Raw genomic sequence first — 22,105 nt, forward strand, 5'->3', positions numbered from 1 at the left:
ACAGACTACCGATGTCAGGGGAACCCGTTCCGACTGACTACGCTTGGCGCCATGACCTCGTCCAAATCGAAGAGCATCCAGACGATGAAGCCCGAGACCGCGGCCAAGAAGCTGGGTGTCCTCCTTTCGGCCACTCCCGCCGAGTTCCAGGCGGGTGTCGTCTCCAGGGACGAGCTGAACGAGTTGCAGTCGACGCCACCCGCCTGGCTCGCTGACCTGCGCCGCAACGGCCCGCACCCCAAGCAGGTCGTCGCCGCGAAGCTCGGGGTCTCCATTTCCGGCCTGACCAGAGGCGGGATCACCGAGCCGCTCACCACCGCTGAGATCGATGCGCTGAAGGCGGAGAACCCCGCGTGGCTGGAGCGCGAGCGGTCCGTCCAGGCCGAGGCTCGCAAAGAAGCACTCCGCCTCAAGCAACGCTAGACAATTTTCCCTTTGGGGGTACGGGCTCTTGTGCGTCCGGTGGGCGTCTGGGAGTGGCTGATCGGCTAGGGTGACCGGCCGTGAGGATCCTCATCGTCGGTGGTAGTGGGCTTCTCGGGCGTGAGCTGGCTCGGCAGTGTTCGCTGGCGGGGCACGAGGTTGCCGCGACGTATCTGACCCGGTCCGGGGAGATCCTCGGCGTTGAGTGGGTGCCGCTCGATGTGCGCCGACGAGAGGACGTCGAGGTGCTGATCGGCGCCTTCCGGCCTGAGGTGGTCATCAACGCCGCGTACCGGCAGGCGGATTGGACCACCACGGCGATCGGTGCCGTGAATGTGGCTCTGGCCGTCTCCACGGTGGGTGGGCGCCTCGTCCATGTGTCCAGCGACGCGGTCTTCTCCGGCGCGGCGATTCGTTATGACGAGACGTGCCTCCCTGACCCGATCAGCCCGTACGGCGCGGCCAAAGCCGCCGCGGAGACGGCGGTGAACGCGATCGTGCCAGCTGCGGTGATAGCCCGGACATCCTTGATCATCGGCGACGGCGGCTCTCCGCACGAGGCCCTGGTGCATGCATTGGCCACCGGGAGGGCGGGAGGAGTGCTGTTCACCGATGACGTGCGGTGTCCCGTGCATGTACGTGACCTTGCCGCGGCGCTCCTGGAACTTGCCGCAGCTGAGTATCGCGGTGTCCATCATGTCGCTGGAGCCGATGCGGTGAGCCGGTACGAGCTTGGGGTGCTCATCGCTCGCCGCGATGGCCTGGACGCGGACCAGTTGCCTTCGGGTCGGCGGGCGGACACCAAGTTGCCCGGTCCTCTAGACGTGCGCTTGGACTGTGCCATGACTCAGCAGCGGCTGCACACCAAGCTGCGCGGCGCCCGGCAATTTCTGGGTCGCGGCTAGTTTTTCGGTGATGGTCAGCCGCCGGACGTTGGTCAACCGCCGGACGTTGGTCAACCGCCCGGGTGACGGTCAACCCTCCGGTGACGGCTGGTTTCTGGGTGGCGGGCAGCGGTGATCGCGACATCAGTCTGAGAGGCGAGGTCTAGAAGGCGAGGGTTGCGGCCAGTACGCAGGTCGCCTGACGTCCTGAATGTTTCGTCGGTGTTGTCGCGCGAGGCGTCCTGAGGTATCTCGGCCAGCAGCGCCAGCGCGCCCAGGTCATCGTAGTGGACGACCGGCTGGCGCAGGGTGGTGAAGCGGAGGGCGGTGCGGGCTTGGCGCCAGGATCGGCTGGGGCTATCGGCGGCGCCGATGCCCGCGCGTACGCCCGCGGGAAAGCGGGCCGGGTCCAGGGTGGTGGCCAGGATGACGCCCACGTCGGCGAGCGGTGCCGCCTTGACGAGGCGGTCCGGGCAGATCAGGCCGCCGACCTGGTCGAGCGGAAGCCGCGCGTGTACGGCGGCGACGCGGACCGGCAGGTCGGCGGGGAAGCCCAGGAGGCGTAGCGCTTCGCCGCTGCTGTCATCCTGCAGCTCATCGGCGCCCTCGCGGGCCTGGCGCCGCTGCCGGCTGTCGTCGAACTGGGCCGTACGTTGCTGTCGCCCGGCCTGATCGACCCCGCTCCGGCTCGGCGATCATCTGGCCCATTTGCCCCTTGGCCGGTACAGCGCCGACCGGGTCGGCGAGGTGTTCTTCATGGCCGGCCGCGGCCTCCTGCAGGTGATGAGCGTGGCGGCGCATCTGCTGGCACCGTCCATCTCCGCCTGTGTAATCCCCCTGACGATCGTCATCGTCATGCTCGCCTTCGATTGGCGCATGAGGCTCCCAACCAGGCGAAGACCACTCGGGTAGCAGCTCCGCCATGAGCGAGCGAAGCCGTACCCGAGCGACCTATCCGACGCCCGCTGGGCGTTAATCGAACTTAACCGCCTGGCGCCAAGCATCGACTGGCCGGCCCGCCTCGGGTGAATTGTGGGACGTCTTCAACGCGATCCTGTATATCAACCAAACGGGAATCGCCTGGAAATACCTGTCCGTCGTACAGCACCGTCTACGCCTACTACGCAGCCTGGCTGGACGAGCAAATCTTCGCCCAGCTCAACTACGAGCTGACCGGCCTGGCCCGTGTCAAACAAAGCCGAACCAACCGCGTACGTGATGGACACCCAGAGTGTGAAGACCTCCACCAACGTGCCTCTCCCCAGCCAAGGGGTCCCGGTAGCAATGAAGAAATTCCCCACTGATATAGCGCCGGCCTGTGGTGATAGAGAGACTCTGTGATCGAGGTCTCGGTTCGCTGACGTCCGGTCCGTGAGCGACGACAAACCGGAGGTCAGGTACGGCGTGCGGGCCGCCGGCCCCTGTGGACGTGCGAGATCGGGGCGCTGAGGTTATCTGGACGGTGCTGCGCAAAGCGGGACGGCGGGAGTTCAGCGAACGCCATGACGGGTTCGTCGTCGAGGGCGGGGACGATGCGGCGCCGTTCCTGATCGCCTGCACCGAGGAGGCCGAAGGTTCCGCGCCGGAGCTCACGCGGTATCGGGTCGATCTGGTGAAGGCCAGGTAACGAGACGAGCCCGACCCAACGATGATCAGGTGCTACTGGTGTGGAATAGCTCGTGACCCGGTGGTCTCCCTGGTGGCGTGGGGATCAGCGGGTACGGCGACGCTGGACGGGGTCGGCTTCGGCGGTGGTGCGGGTGGATAGACTCTCGAAGATCATAATTTGCGGAGGTGCAGGTGGACGAGCCGGTGACGGCGGAGGTGGGCGAGGACGGGCTGCTGGCCGCCCTCCACATCGACCCGCGGGCCATGCGGCTCGGCTCGACGGAGCTGGCCAGACGGGTTGTGGAGGTCGTGCGCGCCGCGCAGCGTGGGCACGAGCAGCCGCCCCGGGACTCCTCCGGCCTCGACGCACTCCTCCAGCGGCTGGACGAGTTGGAGGCTCAGGCGGACAGGGACTTCGATTACGTGAACAGCAGGCTTGACGACACTCTCAGGAGGATCACGGAATGACCGAGATCTCGACCGGCATCACGATCGACGCCAGCGGGCGGGCCTCCTCGGGCCGGGCGTTCGGCGCGCTGGCCGACGAGTACTCCGGGCTCGCCGGCGGGTGGGGCCGAGGCGAGACGCCGCTGCCGTACGAGGAGTTCTCGGTCGGCTACCACGAGCTCACGGCCGGCCTCCGCGCCGCTTGTGAAGGGCTGTCCGGCTCGCTCGACCAGGCCGGAACGGGACAGGTCGCCATGGCCGCCATCAATACGAGCACAGAACTCGCCAACTCGCGTGGGCGGGACGTGTGACGGAACAGGCATTGGCGGCCGGGCTGGCGCTGCTCGGCGTCCCGCCACTGCCCGACCTGGACGGCGTCGACAGGCACATCGCCGATCTGGACGCGGCGGCCGCCCATCACCGGGAACTCGCCGCGGAGAGCGGACGCGCCCACCGGCTGGCCGGGGCAAACAGCGGGCCGGCCGCCGACGCGGTGGATGACCATGTGAACGGCCGCGACGGCATCGCCCTCACTGCGGGCGACCTCGCCGACCGCCTCTCCAACGTGGCCGGCATGTTGCGAGTCACCAGGGAAACGCTGGTCTGGGTGGGCGGTCTGCTGGCCGGGCTGGCCGCCCTCGCTGTGGCGGCCGTCGCGTACGCGCCCCACCTGCTGCCCCGGCTGAGAGCCATCGCCGCCAGAGTCTCTGGCAGGCTGCGCGAGATCACCGCCCGCCTCGGGGCGTTGATGCGCGGCATGTCCACGACCCTGACCAACCGCAGGGTCGACAAAGTCGCCGGCCGCTTCCACGACGCGTGGCGCGCTCCGCGCAAGCTGCCCGACGGCACGTATGAGCCGAGGGTGAAGACCACCAGCGACCCGGCCTGGATCAAGAAGCACGACACCGACCAGGTCGACATAGCTAACACGCGCTATCGCGACCTGCCAGCCGACTGGAAGCGCGAGAACCAGGAGTCCGCGCGCATCGGGGTACAGCTCGTCGATGAGGCGCGGACGAGCGGCGTGGACGTCAGAAGCGAGCGGTTCATGGAGGAGGCGAGCTCGGTGGTGCACGACAAGTGGCTCGTCCGCAACCGGGACTGGGCCCCCGAAGAGCAGCGCCGCCCCTACGAACTGCTCTCCGAAGCCGAAAAGGAGAAGGATCGCGACGTCATCCGTATGGTCCTCGGGATCTAGCGGGCCGGCCGCCATGGCGGCCGTTACGCCGATTTCTGGTGCATTTCCCTGCTCGGATCGCGCACCGCGACCCAGACGGTGCTCGACGGTGACGGCAAGCAGAAGAGCGCCAAGGCCCACTACGCCGGCGATCAGATCAACGACGCCACCCTGATGAGCAAGCTCGAGCACGACCTGAAGCTGATCTTCCCGCATCTCGCCTAGGTGGTCAGAGGCGGTCCCGGTTCCTTGGCGGGAGCCGGGACCGCCGCTGAAGGCCTCAGGGCAGTTGGTCAGGGGCTGCCGTGAGGCCGTAGTAGATGCGTGGGGCGCCGTCCAGCCGGACCTTGACCTTGCCGTCGCGGGCGGTGAGCAGCCGTTCCCTGCCGAGGCAGTCGAGCTCCCGCACCGAGCGCCCGGCGGCGGCCACCTTCAGCTCCGTCTTGGTCGGCCAGTCGTCCACCCACGGTTCCGGCGCGGCGAACCACGTGGCGCCCGGCGCGTGATCGGTGTTGAGCAGGTACCCGTCCTTCCTGCTCCACAGGATCGAGACGGGTCCTTCCGGCGTGTCGAACAGCAGTCCCTTCAGGTCGGGGTCGGCCGGCTTCAGCCAGCGGACGAACGTCGCCCGGTCCAGCACCTGCGCGGCCGTGGCGTAGGCGAGCATGGACGGCTTGGCGCTGAGGTCGCGGTTCATGAGCCCGTAGTGGTACTCGGGGTTGGCCGGGTCGGCCATCTGCGGCTTGCCCAGGACACTGTCGTGCAGCTGGTACCAGTTCACGCAGTTCACCCCCTCGGCCATGGCCAGCGCCAGGGTGAGCAGGACGTTCTCCGCGGCCTGCCGGTAGGTGTCGTGCCACCAGCTGTTCGGCTTCGTGCAGGCGTAGGCCTCGGTCAGCCACAACTCTTTGTGCCCGTACTCCGCGATCGTCTCGCGGGCCTTGCGCAGGCCGCCGAGGAAGTTCCAGTAGGAGCCGTTGGTGCCCTGCGTCCACTCCTCCGGAGGCGGCGCGTAGTCCGGGGTGAAGTTGCCCCGGCCCGGGTGGAAGGCGAACCCGTCGATGAGGTCCCAGCCGCCGGCGTCGTGGAAGTTCTTGGTCCAGACGTGATCCATGCCGGCCAGCCCGGCGTTGAGCACCTTGGTGGGCGCTCCCGCGGCGGTCAGCCGGTCGCGTACCGGGCGTAAGCCGTCCCGTACGTACGCGGCGGCGGTCTCGCCGCTCATCCACGGCTTGTTCACCTCGTTGGCGACCTCGAAGTAGTCGGCACCCGACCCGATCGCCTTCTGCGTGTTCGTGTCGGCCCAGGCGGCGACCTCGGCGGCCGTTCCGCCCAGGGGGATTCCGGCGAGTTCGATGTTGTGGCTGATCCCCGCCGCGTCGAGGGCGGCGGGCGGCAGGCCCGGCCCGCCGTCGTAGGAGATACGGACGCGCTGGATGCCTATGCGCCGCATCAGTCCCACGACGGCGGCGGTGTCGGGCTTGAGCAGCCAGGGGTAGTTGGCGATGCCGAACATGCTGTCGGCGCCGGCCTGATAGGTGTGCGGCGGCAGGACGGCGAGGTTGGTGCGGGCGAACGCGCTGTCGGTGCCCGCGGTGGCGCGTACCTCGGTGAACACGATCCCGCGGGGTGGCGAGGTGACGGTGAAGGTCTGCCTCCAGGCGGCTCCCGCCGCGACCGTGCCGGTCACGCTGCCGCCGGCCAGCGTCTTGCCGTCGAAGTCGCGCGCCCACCACGACAGCTTCACGCTGCGGGCGGCGCTTCCCCCGTTGGCCACCTCCGCGTGCAGGGCCATGGCCTGGCCGCCGGCGTCCCAGAGGGAGAAGGGCTGGTCGGTCCAGACCTCCACGCCGAGGGGCAGGCCCGCGCCCATGGTGCCGCCCGCGGCCGGTCGCATCGAGCCGAGCACGAGGTCGGCCTCCGTCACGGCCGCGCTCGCGGTCCCGGTGCCCGGCGCGTGGATCCAGGTGGCGTTGGTCCAGGCCGGGGTGGTGGTGGCCAGCCGGAAGTAGGCGCGGGTGTCGGCCCAGGTCTCCTGGTAGACGACCCCGGCATTGGTTTCGTACGGCACTCCGCCCCCGGCGTCGCGGTTCCACGTCGTCAGCGCGGCGAAGGACTCGGGGGCCGAGGGGGAGACGACGGCGCGGCCGAGCATGAAACCGGCCGGGATCAGCGTGGTCGAGCCGCCGACCTCCCAGCGGAGCTTCGCGCGGTGCGCCGCGACGCGGAAGACGCCGCGGACGGTGATTCCTCCGGCCGCGGCGGGGAGTGTGTAGTCGACCTGGATGGCCTGCGTGCCGTCCGGGAGCGTGACGAGCGACGGCGTTCCGCCGGTGGTGCGCTGGATGCCGGTGACGGAGTCCTTGGTCATGAACCCGGTGAGCCTGATCCGCTCGACGCCGCCGCCGTCGCGGACGGTGATGCCGCCGTCGGTGCCGGCGGTCAGTGTGATGCCGTCGGCGGAGATCGAAGGGGTGTCGGCCCGGGCTTGTGCCGTGGGGAGCAACGCTCCGGCGAGCCCGGCGGCCACGGCTCCGCCGAGGAAGCGGCGTCGGGGGATGTCAGACATGAAGATCTCTTCCCTGTCGACCTAATGCGGATTAGGGAGATGTGTAGTACGGCCCGAACGAGAGTGTCAAGGGTGATCTGTGCGCATCACGTAATCTGGCCGTAACGCCTTGACACCTTCTCCTAATGCGGATTAGATGCCACCTAATCCGCATTAGGTAGAGGAGTGGCCATGGATGTATCAGCCTCCAGGAAGTGGATGGCGGGGGCGCTCGTGCTCGCCGCCGCGACGGCGGGCTGCGCGTCCGGCTCGTCGGGTGAGGACTCGGGCACGACCACCATCACCGTGGCGGGCATGCCTCCCACCACCGCCGCCAAGACCCGCAAGCAGTTCCTCGACGCGGTCGCCGCGTTCGAGAAGGCCAACCCCGCCATCAAGATCAAACCGACCGACACGCAGTGGGACGCCAGGACGTTCGCGACCAGGCTGGCCGGCGGAAACGCGGAGACGGTGCTGACCGTGCCGCTCACCGAGCCGCCGGGGCTCATCGCCCGGCGCCAGGTCGCCGACCTCAGCGCCGAGATCAAGAGCCTGCCGCACGCCGGAGACTTCGACCCCCGCGCGCTGGCCCCCGCGACCGGCGCGGACGGCAAGGTCTACGGCCTGCCCGTCACCGAGTACGCGCTGGGCCTGGTCTACAACCGCGCCCTGTTCACCAAGGCAGGGCTCGACCCCGACCAGCCGCCGGCCACGTGGGACGAGGTCAGGGCGGCCGCCAAGAAGATCGCCGGCACGGGCGTGGCCGGCTACACCCAGATGACGGTCAAGAACACCGGCGGCTGGATCCTGACCGCGATGACCTACTCCTTCGGCGGGCGGATGGAGAAGCAGGAGGGCGTCAAGCAAGAGGGCGACAAGTACGTGTCCGCGCTCCTGGACGGCCCGGCGGAGCAGGCGCTGCGGCACCTGTCCGCGATGCGCTGGCAGGACGACTCCATGGGCGCCAACCAGCTGCGTACCCAGCAGGACGCGGAGCGCGACTTCGCGGCCGGCAAGATCGGCATGCTGATCGGCACCGTGAACAGCTACAACCGCTACATCACCCTCTACTCCGGCAAGCCGGACGACTTCGGCATCGCGGCGCTGCCGCAGCAGGGCGCGGGCAAGGCGACGCTGCTGGGCGGGCTGGTGGCGGCTGTCAACGCCAAGGCCACGGCCGCGCAGCGGGCCGCCGCGGTGAAGTGGATCGACTTCTACTACCTCAAGCCCAACTATGACCCGGCCGCCGCCGAGCAGCTGGCCGTGGCCAACGCGGCGGACAAACTGGCCGTCGGCCTTCCCACGCTGCCGTTCTACGGCACCTCGGTGGCTGGCCCGGTGAACACCGCGATCGCCAAGCACGCCAACATCCCGGTGGCGAACTTCGCGCCCTACGTGAAGGACACCGACAAGCTGGAGTACGTCGTCGAGCCCCCGGTCGCCGCCCAGGACCTGTACGGCGCGCTCGACACCGCCGTACAGGCCGTGCTCACCCGCAAGGACGCCGACCCGCGCGACGAGCTGACCAAGGCGGCGGCCCGAGTCGCCCCGCTGCTTGAGAAAGCACAGTGACCCGGGGCAAAGGCGTCGCGGCCGCGCTGTTCCTCATCCCGACGGTGCTGGTCTTCGGCCTGTTCTCGTGGTGGCCGATCATCCGCAGCGTGGTGCTCGGCTTCCAGCGGACCAACCTGGTCGAGGCGGCGACGTTCGCGGGCCTCGACAACTTCCGCACCCTGCTCGCCGACCCCCTGCTGGGCCTGGCGGTGCGCAACACGCTGCTGTTCACCGGCCTGGCCCTGGTGATCGGCTTCCCGCTGCCGATCTTCCTGGCGGTGCTGATGTCGGAGCTGCGGCGCGGCTCCGGGCTGATGCGGGTGCTGGTCTACCTGCCGGTGGTGGTGCCGCCGGTGGTGGCCGTGCTGATGTGGAAGTGGTTCTACGACCCGGACTCCGGCCTGTTCAACCAGCTGCTCGGATTGGTCGGGCTGGGACCGTACCCCTGGTTGCAGTCCACGGGCATGGCGATGCCGAGCCTGGTGCTGGAGGCGACCTGGGCGGGTGCCGGCGGCGCCGTGCTCATCTACCTGGCCGCGCTGTCCAGCGTGCCCACCGAGCTGTACGAGGCGGCCGAGCTGGACGGCGCGTCCATCTCGCGCAGGCTGTGGCACGTGACACTGCCGCAGCTGCGGCCCATCCTGTTGATCATGCTGCTGCTCCAGGTGATCAACACCTTCCAGGTGTTCACCGAGCCGTTCGTGCTGACCGACGGCGGGCCGGAGGACTCGACGGTCACGGTGCTGCTGCTGATCTACAGGTACGCGTTCGTCAACGGCGACTACGGCACGGCCGCGGCGTTGAGCGTGAGCCTGGCCGTGGTGCTGGCGGCGCTGTCGGCCGTGTACCTGCGGCTCACCAGAACTTGGGGGACGAAGTGAGGGGAGTGATCTCCGAGACCGAACGGCGCGGGATGCGCCTCGGACTGGGCACCACCCAGGTGCTGCTCATCGTGGCCCTGCTCCTGGAGGGCGCCGGGCCGATCTACTGGATCTTCAAGGGCGCGATCTCCTCCACCCAGGAGTCGCTGCGCAGCCCGCTGGCCCTGTGGCCGGCGGACGTTCGATGGTCGAACCTGACGGAGGCGTGGACGACCCTGGAGGTCGGCCACTACCTGACGAACACCGTCGTCCTCGTCGCCGGTTCCTGGTTCACCCAGCTGTTCGTCGCGACGACCGGCGCCTACGCGCTGTCGGTCCTACGACCCTCCTACGGCAAGTACATCTACGGCGCGGTCCTCGCGACACTGTTCCTGCCCGGCACGGTCTCGATGGTCTCGCTGTACCTGACCGTCCTGGACCTGTCCATCGCCAACACCCCGCTGGCGGTGTGGCTGCCCGCCGGTGCGCACGCCTTCAACGTCCTGCTGGTCAAGCAGTTCTTCGACGGCATACCCAAGGAGCTGTTCGAGGCGGCGCGCCTCGACGGCGCCGGGCCATGGCGGATCTTCACCCGGGTGGTCCTGCCCATGTCGCGGCCGATCTTGGCCGTGGTATCACTGCTGGCTGTCATGAACGCGTGGAAGGACTTTCTCTGGCCCATGATCGCCATCACCGACACCGAGAGCCAGCCCCTGGCGGTGGCCCTGCCCCGGCTGGCCGACACCTCGGACCAGGCCCTGCTCATCGCCGGGATGCTGATCGCGATCATCCCGCCGGTCCTGGTGTTCCTGCTGTTCCAGCGGCAGATCATCCGGGGCATCGCCTTCACGGGGCTGAAGGGATGAGAGTCCTGGTCACCGGCGCGGCCGGCCGCCTCGGCTCCGCCGTACTGGCAGAACTCGCCTCACGCGACATCGCCGTGACCGCGCTCGTCGAGCGGGATCCCGGCCCGCCGGCGGCGGAGCGGGTCGTCGTGGGCGACGCCCGCGACCCGGCCGCCGTCCGCGCGGCCCTCAACGGGGCCGACGCCGTCGTGCACACGGCGGCGCTGGCCTCGCCCGAGGTGGCGGCGCCCGAGGTGGTGTTCGCGGCCAACACGCAGGCGACGTTCGTGGTGCTGAACGAGGCGGGAGAGCAGGGGGTACGGCGGACGGTGATCGCCAGCAGCCTGTCGATCACCGGCCTGCCCTTCGCCAGGTCGCGCCCCAGCCCGCCGTATCTGCCGCTGGACGAGCACGTGCCGTTGCTGATCGAGGACCCGTACGCATTGTCCAAGCAGGTGGACGAGGCCACGGCGGCGATGATGCACCGGCGGCACGGCATGACCGTCGCCGCGCTGCGCTTCCCCTTCCTCGGCGACCAGAACAGGCTCGCCGCGCGCGCGGAGCGGCTGGCCGGCGATCCCGCGGCCGGGGCCACGGAGATGTGGAGCTACCTCGACCTGCGCGACGCCGCGCGGGCCTGCCTGCTCGGGCTGACGGCCCCGCTGTCCGGCGCGCCGGTCATCTTCGTCGCCGCGTCCGACACGCTCATGACGACGCCCACCGAGGAACTGCTCGCGGCGCACCACCCCGGCGTGCCGTGCCGTACGGCGTTGCCCGGCAGGGCGGTGGCCATCGATCTCGAACCGGCCAGGCGGCTGCTCGGGTTCACCGCTGTGCATCCGTTTCCAGAGGAGCGACAATAATGATCATGCCGGAGACGCAGGCGCCGTGGCAGGCCAGGGACGGGCTGCGCATCACCGGTGTACGCACGATCGTCACCGCGCCGGGCGGCGTCCCGCTCGTCGTCGTGCGGATCGACACCTCAGAACCCGGCCTGTACGGCCTGGGCTGCGCCACCTTCACCCAGCGCTTCCACGCCGTGGTCGCCGCGATCGAGCACCACATCGGGCCCATGGTCATCGGCCGGCATCCCGCCGACATCGAGGACATCGGCCGGATGCTGCACTACTCCTCGTACTGGCGAGGCGGGCCGGTGCACAACAACGCGCTGTCCGGCATCGACCAGGCATTGTGGGACATCGCCGGCAAACGTTTCGGCGTGCCGGTGTACGAGCTGCTGGGCGGGCGGGTCAGAGCGGCCGCCGCCGTCTACACCGGGGCCCGCGGTGGCGAGGTCGAGGAGTCGATCGAGCGGGCCGCCGCGCTCGCCGAGCAGGGCTACCGCTACGTACGCCTGCAGGCGGGCGGGCCGGGGCTCGGCACGTACGGCGGCGTCGGCACGCCCGGCGGATACCCGGACAGCCCCCACCCCGACGGCTGGGACGTCGGCCACTACCTGCGGAGCACGCCGAAGTTGTTCGAGCGCGCCCGCGAGGTCCTCGGTGACGAACTCGGCCTGCTGCACGACGCGCACAACCGGCTCACGCCGAAGGAGGCCGTGGTGCTCGCGCGGTCGCTGGAGCCGTACCGGCTGTTCTTCCTGGAGGACCCGCTCGCGCCCGAGCACTTCGACCGGCTGCCCGAGGTGCGGGCCGCGGCGCCGATGCCGATCGCCTCCGGCGAGCTGGTCTCCTCGGTGACCGACGCGGCGCGGCTCATCACCTCCGGTGGCGTCGACTACCTGCGCCTGCACGTCTCGGCCGTCGGCGGGCTGACGCCCGTGCGCAAGCTCGCCGCGCTGTGCGAGCTGACCGGCGTGCGGACGGCCTGGCACGGGCCGCCGGACGTGTCGCCGGTGGGCGCGGCGGCCAACGTCACGCTCGACGTCACCAGCCCCGCGTTCGGGATCCAGGAGGCGCACGTCTACCCGGAGACCGTGCACGAGGTGTTCCCGGGCACGTTGCGTACGGTGAACGGCTACATCACCCCCTCCGACCGGCCCGGCTGGGGCATCGACCTCGATGAGAGCGCCGCCAGGCGGTACCCGCCGGAGACACACCTGCACGAGCGGTGGGCCGCGCGGGTGCGCAGGCCGGACGGCGGGCTCGAAGCTCCGTGATCTACTACTTCTTGGGGGATATGCCATGAGACCCAGCGGTCGTCCTCGTCAGGCGGACATCGCTCGCCTGGCCGGCGTCTCACAGCCGACCGTGTCGCTGATCCTCGGCGGCGGCGCCGCCGCCATGGGCATCGCCGAGGAGACCCAGCGCAAGGTCATGGCGGCCGCCGAGCAGCTCGGCTACGTGCCCGACCCGATCGCCACCCGCCTGGCGGCCGGTCAGAACAACCTGCTCGGCCTCTACACCTTCACCTCGACCTTCCCCACGGAGATGTCGCACGCCTACTACCCGTTCCTGGTGGGCATCGAGGAGGAGTCGGCGGCGCAGGGCTACGACCTGCTGATGTTCATCGCCTCCAGCGTCACGGGGGAGCGCCCGCACGCTCAGGTGCTCAACCGGGTACGCCTGGCAGACGGCTGCCTGTTCCTGGGCAGGCACCTGCCGGTGCCGGAGATGGACCGTCTGCTGGCCACCGATCTGCCCGTCGTCTATATAGGGCGGCACGACGAGTTCGGCGACCGCCTGCCCTACGTCGGCGCCGACTACGTCTCCGCCGGCGCCGCCGTGGTGCGGCACCTGGCCGGGCTGGGGCATGGGCGCATCCTGTACGTACGCGAAGCCGACGAGGCGATCACCTCTGTTGACAGGGAGGCGGGCTTCCGACGCGGCATGGACGAATGCGGGCTGGCCGCCGAGGTGGTGCGCACCGACGGCGCCGACCTGACCCCCGACCGGCTGCGCGCCTGGCGCGATCAGGGCGTCACCGCGCTGGTCACCGAGGCCACCGACACCGACGCCGCCCACCGCGCCCTCCTGGCGGCCGCCGAGGGCGCGGGGCTTCGCTTCCCCGACGACCTCTCCCTGGCCACGCTCGGCGACCCCGCCGACCGCCCGGAGGGTCTGACCGGCTTCGCCGTACCCCGTCGCGAGATGGGGGCCGCGGCCGTCCGGCTGCTCACGAAACTCATCGCGGGAGACCGTACGGTCCCCAGGCACCAGCTCATGACCTGCGAGCTGGAGCCGGGCGAGACCGCGGCACCTCCCCATTAGCCCTCTCGAAAGGCAGCACCCATGACCGACATCCTCATCGTCGGCGGTGGGCTCGGCGGCGTCGCCGCGGCCCTGGCCGCCTGCCGCGCGGGCCACGACGTCGTCCTCACCGAGGAGACGGACTGGATCGGCGGCCAGCTCACCGCGCAGGCCGTACCTCCTGACGAGCACCCGTGGATCGAGAGCTACGGCGCCACCGCCACCTATCGTGAGGTGCGCGGCTCCATCCGCGACTACTACCGCCGCTGGTATCCCATGACCGGCGGTGCGCAGCGCTGGCGCGAGCTGAACCCTGGTGCCGGATATGTCAGCAAGCTGTGCCACGAACCACGCGTCTCCCTGGCGGTTCTGCAGGCCATGCTGGCTCCCCACGTGGCCGCCGGGCGCCTGCGCGTCCTCCTCGAACACCGCCCCGTCGAGGTCGAGGTGGACCGTGACCGCGTCAGCGCGGTCACGCTGCTGGACCTCCGCTCCGGCGACTCGCGCACCATCGCCGCCGCCTACGTCCTCGACGCGACGGAGACCGGTGAGTTGCTGCCGCTGGCGAAAACGGAGTACGTCACGGGCGCGGAGGCCCGCGGCGAGCACGACGAGCCGCACGCGCCGGACGAATACCAGCCGCTGAACATGCAGGGCATCACCTACTGCTTCGCCGTCTCTCACCACGAGGGCGAGAACCACGTCATCGACCGGCCCGCGGACTACGGATTCTGGCGCGATTACCGGCCCGACTTCTGGCCTGGCCCACTGCTCGGCTTCAGCGCGCCGGACCCCCGCACCCTGGAGCCCGAGGCCCGCTGGTTCGACCCCAACCCGACCGGTGACCCCCGCGCGGTGCTGGCCGACCAGAGCGCCCAATCAGGGGACAAGGACCTGTGGATGTTCCGCAGGATCCTCGCCCGGGACCTGTTCGAGCCCGGCTTCGCCGCTTCCGACATCACGTTGGTCAACTGGCCGCTGAACGACTACTGGCTGCGCCCGATCATCGAGGTGGACGCCGGCACGGCGGCGCTGGCGCACAAGGAGGCCAAGCAGCTGTCGTTGTCGGTGCTGTACTGGCTCCAGACCGAAGCGCCCCGCCCTGACGGCGGCACCGGTTTTCCCGGGCTCCGGCTCCGCCACGACGTGGTCGGCACCGCCGACGGGCTGGCGAAGTCCGCCTATGTCAGGGAATCGAGGCGGATCCGCGCGGTCACCACCGTCACCGAGCACCACGTCTCCAGGGCCATCCTCGGCGGCCGGGGCACGCTGCGGCACCATGACTCCGTCGGAGTCGGCGCGTACCGCATCGACCTGCACCCGTCGACCGGCGGGGACAACTACATCGACATCGCCAGCGTGCCCTTCGAGATCCCGCTCGGCGCGTTGCTGCCGGTCAGGATGCGCAACCTGCTGCCTGCGGGCAAGAACATCGGCACCACGCACATCTCCAACGGGTGTTTCCGCCTGCATCCGGTGGAGTGGAACGTGGGCGAGGCGGCGGGCCGGCTGGCCGCGTACTGCCTGCGCCGGGGGGTGGAGCCGCAGGAGGTCAGGGAGAAGGAGACCTTGCTGGAGGAGTTCACCGGGGAGCTGGACAGGACCGGGGTCGAGCGCCACTGGCCGGCACTGGCGGGCTACTGATCCTCTCCGCACGATGTTTTTTGTCGGACCGGTGGCTCACACTCGCCAGGGACACCACCCATCGAGGAGGGGCACCCATGGCGAGGGGATCCAGACAGGGTAGAAGAAAGTCACGGAGCAGACAGGACATATGGGTCCTGGGGATCGCGGGTGTGGCCATCGCTGGGGCGGTCGTGGTCTCGTTCGTCCGCGACCATCCGGTCTGGGCGGCGGCGATCGTCTGCCTGGTCCTGGCGGTGCTCGGCGGCGGGCTGCTCCTGCGCTACCAGGCCATCGAGGCACGCAGACGGCAGTTCCTGGCGGCCAACGTCGAGTTGGAGAAGATCGACCGGATGTCCGGATCGCAGTTCGAGCACCTGGTCGCCCAGCGGATGATCGCCGACGGCTTCCGGCAGGTCCGCGAACGCGGCCGTAGCGGCGACGGTGGGGTGGACATCACCGCCGTCGCTCCCGGACACGGGAAGTACGCCATCCAGTGCAAGCGCTACAGCAAGACCGTCGGCGCGCCCGACGTCCGCAACTTCCTGGGCGCGCTCGCCAACACCTTCGACGGGCACATCGGTGTCCTGGTCACCTCGGGGCAGCTGACCCGTCAGGCCCGGCTGGAGGCGCTCGGCGCCCGGGAGCCGCTGATCCTGGTCGAACGCGATCGGCTGGCGGACTGGCTGCTGGGCACGGTCTCGCTCCTGCCCGCACGGCCGAAGGGGGTCCTGATCGAAGGAGAGGAGCCCGCGGGCTGAAGTGCTGCACGTCGCAGGTCGAACTACGCTTCCCGGCCGGCGTGTGCTCGGCGCGGATGGCGCTCTATGCGGCTTCTGGATGTTCTCTGTATGGCTCATCCGCACTCTTGATCTCCAGCAAGAGCGCTTGGAACGACCCCATAGACCCATGCGCGGCTCCGGCACGCGTTGAAAGGATTGGTATGAGACCCAAAGCTGTGCTCACGGCGGGGTTCGCCCTGTTCATCTGTCTCGCGTCCGGCCAGGGCGCGTTAGCGAGCACGACGGGGGCCGAGGCCACTCCGACACCGTCCGCCACGCCCACTGCCACCCCCACCCCCACGCCGACCTCTGGGACGGACAACAACGACCCGCCGAACCAGGTGGAGGGGCCGCAGGTGTCGACCCTGGCCGCCCCGCGCTTCCAGCTCCCCTTCCCCTGCGGCCAGAAGTGGACCGGCAACTCCAGCGGCAGCAGCGCGCACCGGTCGTATGAGATCGACTTCAACCGGGGCAGCACGGCGAACGCCGACCTCGGCGACACCGTGGTCGCCGCCGCGGCGGGCACCGTGGTCATCTCGGCCCACCAGGGCTCGACCAACGGCTACGGGAACCTGGTCAAGATCGACCACGGCGGTGGCTACACGACCTTCTACGCGCACCTGAACTCGCGCGCCGTCGCCGCCGGCGCCAAGGTCACCCAGGGCCAGAAGATCGGCGCCGTCGGCAACACCAGCAAGCCGGGCAACGGCATCTCGCCGCACCTGCACTTCGAGGTGCGCAAGGGCAGCAGCTACCCGTCGAACATCCAGAAGGCCGTCTTCAACGGGGCCACGTTCGGCTACCCGAACCAGACCCTCACCTCCAAGAACTGCGGAGGCGGCAGCGGCGGCAACCCGAACACCGCCGAGTCGGTGTGCGGCAGCGGCTACAAGGTGATCGACTCGGCCGCCCTGGGCACGGCCGGCAAGGTCTACCTGCTGTTCAACTCGGCCAACGGCAAGAACTGCGTGGCCACCATCAAGTCGACCTCCCTCGGCAAGGCCACCGCCACCAGCGCCTACCTGGAGGTGAAGGGCAAGACGCGGGCCACCGACACGGGCAATTTCACCTACTACGCGGGCCCGGTAGTCGCCAGCGCGGCGGACAAGTGCGTCAAGTGGGGCGGCAAGGCCGGTGCGTCCACCTACAACAGCCCCTTCGAACACTGCACCTGACGTGCACCGCACCTGACGTTTGAGCCATGAGCGCCGCCGCCCTTTCATGGGTGGCGGCGCTTTTTCTGGCGCCTGGGCTGATGCAACTATGGTGCGTTATTCGCCGTACTTCTTCGCATAGAGGGTTATCAGCGTGGAGGTGCTGACCCGGCTGCCGCCGGCAGGGGATTGCCGGGTGACGACCCAGTTGCGGTCGTACACCTGGAAACGGTTCTGGCCGGTGGCGTCCTTGTCGTTGAGGATGTAGAAGCCCGCTGCTTGCAACCTGTCTTGGCCTGCTTGGAGGTTCATGCCGACGACATTCGGCAGCTTCTTCTTCGACGCCTTCGCCTCTGTGGTCGGGCTGGGTTTTTTCGCTTTGGTGGCCTTGGTTGCGGTGGCGGTGGGTGCTTGATCTGACCCGGCGACCGTCTTGCCCGGTGCGGGCAAGTTGATGGGCCCACACGCGGTGAGGCAAATGATGACGAAGAGGGCGGGGAGTGCTGGGCGAAGTTGCCGCATCGGTGTGTCCTCAGATCGCGAAGAAACGGAACGCACCGTTAGACGATCAAGCGTGAGAGATGGTTTCGGCAATCGGCCCGCTACGTGCAGGCCATAAGGCGCCTAGCCGCTAAGGGCTTTCGACCACAAAACTAAGTGGTGGTCTATTCGAACTCCAAGAAGCTGGCTGTCTCAGGATTCGTTGTCATCGCGGCGTACGACGACGGATCCCCTGCCGGGCTTGGTGATGATCAGCTGACGTTCGCGAAGGATGGCGAACGCTTTGCGGATGGTGTCACGGCCGACGGCGAAGTAGCCCTGGAGTTGTACCTCGGACAGCACAGTACGCGGCGGGTAGTCGCCGGCTTGGATGCGCTCTCCAACCCAGTCGGCTATCTGCTCGTATCGGTAGAACTCGGGGTTCCAGTCGTCGGAAGTCCAGGGCGTGTCAGGCAACATCACAGGCGGACCCTAGACCGTCACCTACTTACATACATAGACCAAACAGTACAGGTCGCGTCCAGGCTAGTCCTAGACAGGTGGGTATAGGTGAGCCTAAGGTTGTGCCACAACGGAGGCAGGCGAAAGGAGTTCAGGCGATGGAGCTGTATGGCGGTTATCTCGGGGAGGTGTCGTTCGGCGGGATGCGCGGTGGCGATCAGGGCGAGGAGGAGGGCGAGAGTTGTGTTCTGATCGTCTCGATTCCTGACATAGAGGACGCCGGAGCTCTGCATGGCTCGAAGGCCTCGGCCAGTACGGGAGCGCCTGAGTAAGTCCATCCCGTGTCCGGAACTTGATGACGCGATCCTCCTTGGAGATCAGCATGATCATGGAGGAATTCCATGGCCCGCACCTGAAGCCCCTACGAAAGGGGTACACCGCGATCGACTGGTCCGACTCGGTGGCCAGAAGCAACTTCGTCAGGGTCCGAAGCCACACGTGCGAATGCTTGATCACGGTGTACGAGTTCTGCGTGGCGGGCGGACTCGGCCACATCCGCCGTACGGAGAGGTCGTCGGAGGGCATCCGTCTCAGTGAGAGTCCTTGGCTTCGGGTCGCCGACGCGAAGCGGCTGTGGGAACGGCTCCTTCAGGGGCACGCCCAGTAGTGCTGGTGGCCCTATGTAAGCGAGCATTCCAACTTCGGAGTCTTCCCCGGAGTTCTTAAGAGCATGGACCGTTTTGAGGGGTTCCAGGAGTTCGTGCGTGCCCGTCAGCAATCGCTGATGCGGACGGCGTACCTGCTCACTGGAGACACCCATCTCGCCGAGGATCTGTTGCAGACGGTCCTCACCCGTGTCGCCTCACACTGGCCCAAGCTCACCAAGGGCGGTAATCCCGAGGCGTACGCCCGTAAGGCCCTGGTCAACCAGAACATCTCCTGGCGCAGACGCAAGCGGGTCGAGCTGCCGGGAAGCGAGTTGCCGGAGGTCGGCCAGTCGCACGACGAGGCGACCGTGCGGCGGCTCGCCTTGCTTCAGGCGCTCGCCCAGCTCACCCCGAAACAGCGGACGGTGATCGTGCTGCGTTACTACGAAGATCGCACCGAACACGAGACCGCCCAGCTCATGGGCGTCTCGCTGGGCACGGTCAAGAGTCAGACGCATTACGCGCTGTCGAAGCTGCGCGCGCTCACCCCGCAGGAGGTGGACAGATGAACACGCTCCGTGATGATCTGCACGAGCTGGCCGCCCACGTTCCCGACGTCGACCTGGCCGACCTGGCGATCAGGGGAGCGCGCCGCCGCAGCCGTGTGGTCCGCCTGTCGCTGGCCGCCGCAGCCGCGGTGGTCGTCGGGATCGCCGGCGGCTCCGTCATACTGCTCCAGCAAGAGGTACGGCGGGTGCCGCCGGTCGTACTCACACCACCGGAGACCAAGGCGCTCCCGCTGCCCGAGAAGGGGGTCGCGCCGGTACAGCAGGCTTATCGGCCGTCCTGCGCAGAAGGGTGTAAGCAGGACGGGTGGCGCATCGTCACCCAAAGCGGCGAAATCTACCAGCTACCCGCCGGACCGGGGCCGGTGACGGCCACGGCTGACGGTCGCCGGATCGCCTACTACAGCGTGCAGAGCCGCGGCATCGTGGTGCGCGACCTGGCCAGTGGCCGGATCTGGAAGTCACCGCTGAAGCAGCCGAAGGAGGACTTCGCCGACGAGTACGCCCTTCGGATGTCACCCAACGGGTTGCGTTTCATCGTCTCCGGTTGGGGTGGCCGGCGTCAGCCGAAAATGCTCGTGGACGTCGAGCAGGGGACAGTGGAGGAACTGGACAAGGGCTGGTGGCCGGTGAGCGTGGCAGATGGTGACGGCCCGGTGGTGCTGGCCAAGCCGTACGACAACACCACCCAGGTCTGGGTGCGTGGCCATAAGCCGGTCACCATCCCCGACTTCACCTACGCTTTCAGCGCCTTGAACCTCGATGGCCGCACGCTCGTTCGAGTGGGGCAGGTCCTGCGCCGTACGGCGCCCATGGTGCGGAGAGACGGAACGATCGTCATCTTCGACGCCCTCACCGGGGCCACCCAGAAGCGGGTGGCGGTGTCCGGCCTTCCGGAGAACATGCTGCCGGACAAGCTGGGCGGTTGGTTGACGGCCGACGAGATCACGCTGATCGCCGTCGAGCAGTCGTCCACGAGCGGTGCGTCAGAGGTGGCCTACGCGGTGAATGTGCGGACGGGGAAGGCCCGTGAGCTCTTCCCGCTCCACGCGGAAGGTAAGTCCGCCGTGCCCGGCGTGGTGGGTTGATCCGGCGGCTGCGGATCAGTCGCCGGTATTGCCTGGTCATCTGTATCGCTGGGGGATGACCAGGCCGGGGCGTTCATCGTCCCAGGCCATGGAACTCATCTTCCACTCGCCCGCCAACCGGACGAACTGAGTTGAGATGAGGCCTTCTACGGTGAACCGCGCCCCGTTCAAGACGCCCTCTTTCCGGTAGGTGCTGAAACGATGAGCCACGTTGCCGAATGTCTCCGTTGTCGCCGCCGACTCGGTTTCGCGGAAGGCCGTGAGCTCGCCCGCCTCGAACAGCTTGCCGCGAGAAGTCGCGAATTGGGCGACGGTGAGGATTTCCGGGTCGCCGGGACCGCTCCTGATCAGCCTGCCGTCCATGATGAAGAGATCGTGGATCGCGGCGTAGGACGGCCGGCCACCCTTGTCGAACGAGACCGCCTTGAAGAAGGATTCGATCAATTCTCTAAGCTCGTCCATGAACGAGACCCTTTCACTGGATCAGCAGCTAGTCACCAGGGGTTCGCGAGATCCTGGCCTCGGTGCGGCGGAAACTTCCCGAAATCACCTGATCGGGATGGGTTTGGGGTTCTAGAGTCTGTCCGTGGTTCATGAGGACGAGGCGACGGTGGTCTGGGTGACCGAGGCGGAGGCGGCGGCCAATGTGCAGGCCGTTTCCGCCAGCATGATGGGGTGTGCCTCATTGAGGCGCATTCTCCGATCTAATCCTCTGTGCCACCAACCACAACCATATATAGCCGCCGAGGCATACCAGTTGAAGCGGGATCAGAGCCAGCACCAGCCAGCGAGGAAAGTCGAAGAAGGCAATGCTAGCCATGGCCATCAGAAACACCGCTAGCAAGCAGGCGGCCTTGGCAATCAGTTGGCCCGCTCTGATTCCACCCCGGTGACGCTGCCATCGTGCATGCAGCAGCTTAGTGTTCAGCGCCAGCAAACCGAACGCCCCGACCGCGCAGGCCATGACGAACGCTGCCCAGTGAAGTACGCCCATCCATGCATTCCAGGTCATCCGCCGGGGCCTTCCTGAAGAACTGGTTGCGAGGGCGGAGTAGTTCCACCCAATTGGGCGTTCTGCCGAACTGTCACTGTAGATCAAGGACGCCACCCCCGCTTCACATCGGCGTGATAGGCCATAGAAAGCACCCCTTGAGGGCCTTTCGCTCCGTCTGCTCGACGTGGCCGTCATCGCGGCTGCTGAGCGCCGTCGAGTACTCCCGAAGCTCACCGTGATCGACGGTCCTTCTTCTTGAGCATGTAGTGCGGGTACTTCAGTCGTGGCTCTACCAGTGACACCACGACTTCGGCGTATGTATGGCGGCTCCCCCGGCGGAATTTTCGGGGTATCCGGGCCGGCCCAGGTCGATGAGGTGGCGCAGCTTCCGGCGACTGTCACTGGCGATGGTCAGGGTAGCGCGTAGGCAGTCCTGGAGCTCTCGACGGAAAGCCTTTGAACCGAGCGCTGGATCATCGCCGAACAGACGCTCGACCGCATGCCGTTGCCAGTCGACCGCCGACTGGGAGAGCACCCGGCGGTCGACCCAGGTGCCGGCCAGTGGAGCTCCTCCAGGGTGAAGAAAGAGCTGACGTCCCGGAGCCGGCGAGGCCAGGGTGTCCTTAGGCTGCTGAAGTCCAGCATGCGTGTCGCGACGTGCAGCGCGGGACATGACAAGGTCGTCATGCTCGCGAACGTCGACCGTCGCGCCGTTCTCGGGCTCAAATTCGCTGCCATTGTGCCGGAACGGCTGGCACTGGACATGTGGGTAGGCGGCCACGGAACGCGAGCATCCCGTGGCCGCCGAAGCCGA

At 68.2% G+C, this 22,105-nt stretch carries 27 protein-coding genes and 1 pseudogene; 21 read left to right on the top strand and 7 right to left on the bottom strand.

All coding sequences use genetic code 11. The features are described from left to right. The first annotated feature begins 51 nt into the window (after positions 1–51). Both AB0C30_RS06840 and AB0C30_RS06845 read left to right on the top strand, forming a co-directional pair. Positions 52–423: a DUF5997 family protein gene (locus AB0C30_RS06840; RefSeq protein WP_357940420.1), complete on the top strand. Its 372-nt coding sequence runs from the start codon at positions 52–54 to the stop codon at positions 421–423. Positions 424–503: 80 nt separating this feature from the next. After that, a complete protein-coding gene (locus AB0C30_RS06845; protein ID WP_357940422.1) occupies positions 504–1,328 on the top strand; it encodes a sugar nucleotide-binding protein in 825 nt (274 codons plus the stop codon). A 50-nt stretch (positions 1,329–1,378) separates the two neighbouring features. Here AB0C30_RS06845 and AB0C30_RS06850 read toward each other — a convergent pair whose 3' ends face one another. Then, complete coding sequence (locus AB0C30_RS06850) at positions 1,379–1,744, bottom strand: hypothetical protein (protein ID WP_357940424.1); 366 nt, start codon at positions 1,742–1,744, stop codon at positions 1,379–1,381. 538 nt (positions 1,745–2,282) lie between these two features. Between AB0C30_RS06850 and AB0C30_RS06855 the strand changes: the two are divergent. The 6 genes and pseudogenes from AB0C30_RS06855 to AB0C30_RS06880 all read left to right on the top strand — a co-directional run. After that, positions 2,283–2,579, top strand: a pseudogene (locus tag AB0C30_RS06855) (transposase); the annotation flags it as partial. 190 nt (positions 2,580–2,769) lie between these two features. Next, on the top strand, positions 2,770–2,934 hold the full coding sequence (locus AB0C30_RS06860) for a hypothetical protein (RefSeq protein WP_357940426.1): 165 nt from the start codon (positions 2,770–2,772) through the stop codon (positions 2,932–2,934). Between the two features lie 167 nt (positions 2,935–3,101). Further along, positions 3,102–3,383 (top strand): hypothetical protein, encoded by a 282-nt coding sequence (locus tag AB0C30_RS06865; RefSeq protein ID WP_357940428.1) that lies wholly within the window; start codon positions 3,102–3,104, stop codon positions 3,381–3,383. Beyond that, positions 3,380–3,673, top strand: coding sequence for a hypothetical protein (locus AB0C30_RS06870; protein WP_357940430.1), 294 nt, complete (start codon positions 3,380–3,382; stop codon positions 3,671–3,673). The genes AB0C30_RS06865 and AB0C30_RS06870 overlap by 4 nt, the downstream gene beginning before the upstream one ends. Beyond that, on the top strand, positions 3,670–4,560 hold the full coding sequence (locus AB0C30_RS06875; RefSeq protein WP_357940432.1) for a hypothetical protein: 891 nt from the start codon (positions 3,670–3,672) through the stop codon (positions 4,558–4,560). The genes AB0C30_RS06870 and AB0C30_RS06875 overlap by 4 nt, the downstream gene beginning before the upstream one ends. 78 nt (positions 4,561–4,638) lie before the next feature. Next, entirely contained in the window at positions 4,639–4,764 is a 126-nt protein-coding gene (locus AB0C30_RS06880; RefSeq protein WP_357940434.1) for a hypothetical protein, read from the top strand. A 55-nt stretch (positions 4,765–4,819) separates the two neighbouring features. Here the strand turns inward: AB0C30_RS06880 and AB0C30_RS06885 are convergent, their stop codons facing one another. Next, complete coding sequence (locus tag AB0C30_RS06885; RefSeq protein WP_357940436.1) at positions 4,820–7,108, bottom strand: hypothetical protein; 2,289 nt, start codon at positions 7,106–7,108, stop codon at positions 4,820–4,822. Between the two features lie 171 nt (positions 7,109–7,279). Here AB0C30_RS06885 and AB0C30_RS06890 point away from each other — a divergent pair, with 171 nt between their 5' ends. From AB0C30_RS06890 to AB0C30_RS06930, 9 genes are all read left to right on the top strand, one after another. After that, the gene (locus AB0C30_RS06890; RefSeq protein WP_357940438.1) at positions 7,280–8,659 is read left to right on the top strand and encodes an extracellular solute-binding protein; all 1,380 of its coding nucleotides are present in this window, start codon (positions 7,280–7,282) and stop codon (positions 8,657–8,659) included. Next, positions 8,656–9,522 (top strand): sugar ABC transporter permease, encoded by an 867-nt coding sequence (locus tag AB0C30_RS06895; protein ID WP_357940440.1) that lies wholly within the window; start codon positions 8,656–8,658, stop codon positions 9,520–9,522. The genes AB0C30_RS06890 and AB0C30_RS06895 overlap by 4 nt, the downstream gene beginning before the upstream one ends. A gap of 5 nt (positions 9,523–9,527) precedes the next feature. Further along, a complete protein-coding gene (locus AB0C30_RS06900) occupies positions 9,528–10,367 on the top strand; it encodes a carbohydrate ABC transporter permease (protein ID WP_357940442.1) in 840 nt (279 codons plus the stop codon). Further along, the gene (locus AB0C30_RS06905) at positions 10,364–11,209 is read left to right on the top strand and encodes an NAD(P)-dependent oxidoreductase (protein ID WP_357940444.1); all 846 of its coding nucleotides are present in this window, start codon (positions 10,364–10,366) and stop codon (positions 11,207–11,209) included. The genes AB0C30_RS06900 and AB0C30_RS06905 overlap by 4 nt, the downstream gene beginning before the upstream one ends. A gap of 5 nt (positions 11,210–11,214) precedes the next feature. Further along, positions 11,215–12,465, top strand: coding sequence for an enolase C-terminal domain-like protein (locus AB0C30_RS06910; RefSeq protein ID WP_357940446.1), 1,251 nt, complete (start codon positions 11,215–11,217; stop codon positions 12,463–12,465). A gap of 25 nt (positions 12,466–12,490) precedes the next feature. Further along, positions 12,491–13,516 (top strand): LacI family DNA-binding transcriptional regulator, encoded by a 1,026-nt coding sequence (locus AB0C30_RS06915; RefSeq protein WP_357940448.1) that lies wholly within the window; start codon positions 12,491–12,493, stop codon positions 13,514–13,516. A gap of 21 nt (positions 13,517–13,537) precedes the next feature. Beyond that, positions 13,538–15,139: an FAD-dependent oxidoreductase gene (locus tag AB0C30_RS06920; protein WP_357940450.1), complete on the top strand. Its 1,602-nt coding sequence runs from the start codon at positions 13,538–13,540 to the stop codon at positions 15,137–15,139. Positions 15,140–15,291: 152 nt separating this feature from the next. Continuing rightward, positions 15,292–15,879 (top strand): restriction endonuclease, encoded by a 588-nt coding sequence (locus tag AB0C30_RS06925; protein ID WP_357940452.1) that lies wholly within the window; start codon positions 15,292–15,294, stop codon positions 15,877–15,879. Positions 15,880–16,061: 182 nt separating this feature from the next. Continuing rightward, a complete protein-coding gene (locus AB0C30_RS06930) occupies positions 16,062–17,075 on the top strand; it encodes a M23 family metallopeptidase (protein WP_357940454.1) in 1,014 nt (337 codons plus the stop codon). 96 nt (positions 17,076–17,171) lie between these two features. Here AB0C30_RS06930 and AB0C30_RS06935 read toward each other — a convergent pair whose 3' ends face one another. Together AB0C30_RS06935 and AB0C30_RS06940 are read right to left on the bottom strand one after the other, a co-directional pair. Next, positions 17,172–17,576, bottom strand: coding sequence for a PASTA domain-containing protein (locus AB0C30_RS06935; RefSeq protein WP_357940456.1), 405 nt, complete (start codon positions 17,574–17,576; stop codon positions 17,172–17,174). Positions 17,577–17,747: 171 nt separating this feature from the next. After that, entirely contained in the window at positions 17,748–18,014 is a 267-nt protein-coding gene (locus AB0C30_RS06940; protein WP_357941471.1) for a winged helix-turn-helix domain-containing protein, read from the bottom strand. Positions 18,015–18,154: 140 nt separating this feature from the next. Between AB0C30_RS06940 and AB0C30_RS06945 the strand changes: the two genes are divergently transcribed. From AB0C30_RS06945 to AB0C30_RS06960, 4 genes are all read left to right on the top strand, one after another. Then, positions 18,155–18,328: a hypothetical protein gene (locus AB0C30_RS06945; RefSeq protein ID WP_357940458.1), complete on the top strand. Its 174-nt coding sequence runs from the start codon at positions 18,155–18,157 to the stop codon at positions 18,326–18,328. 50 nt (positions 18,329–18,378) lie between these two features. Beyond that, entirely contained in the window at positions 18,379–18,663 is a 285-nt protein-coding gene (locus tag AB0C30_RS06950; protein WP_357940460.1) for a hypothetical protein, read from the top strand. A gap of 63 nt (positions 18,664–18,726) precedes the next feature. Beyond that, on the top strand, positions 18,727–19,212 hold the full coding sequence (locus AB0C30_RS06955) for a SigE family RNA polymerase sigma factor (protein ID WP_357940462.1): 486 nt from the start codon (positions 18,727–18,729) through the stop codon (positions 19,210–19,212). Next, positions 19,209–20,297, top strand: coding sequence for a hypothetical protein (locus AB0C30_RS06960; RefSeq protein WP_357940464.1), 1,089 nt, complete (start codon positions 19,209–19,211; stop codon positions 20,295–20,297). Before AB0C30_RS06955 ends, AB0C30_RS06960 begins: the two co-directional genes overlap by 4 nt. Positions 20,298–20,333: 36 nt before the next feature. Here AB0C30_RS06960 and AB0C30_RS06965 read toward each other — a convergent pair whose 3' ends face one another. From AB0C30_RS06965 to AB0C30_RS06975, 3 genes are all read right to left on the bottom strand, one after another. Further along, entirely contained in the window at positions 20,334–20,759 is a 426-nt protein-coding gene (locus tag AB0C30_RS06965; RefSeq protein ID WP_357940466.1) for a DUF4440 domain-containing protein, read from the bottom strand. 220 nt (positions 20,760–20,979) lie between these two features. Beyond that, positions 20,980–21,291 carry a hypothetical protein gene (locus tag AB0C30_RS06970; RefSeq protein WP_357940468.1) on the bottom strand — a complete coding sequence of 104 codons (312 nt, stop codon included), beginning with the start codon at positions 21,289–21,291 and terminating at the stop codon, positions 20,980–20,982. 289 nt (positions 21,292–21,580) lie between these two features. Further along, positions 21,581–22,072, bottom strand: a complete 492-nt coding sequence (locus AB0C30_RS06975) for a hypothetical protein (protein WP_357940469.1) — start codon at positions 22,070–22,072, stop codon at positions 21,581–21,583. Positions 22,073–22,105: the final 33 nt, after the last annotated feature.

It is taken from the genome of Nonomuraea sp. NPDC048901 (genome assembly GCF_040649695.1).
GTDB lineage: Bacteria > Actinomycetota > Actinomycetes > Streptosporangiales > Streptosporangiaceae > Nonomuraea.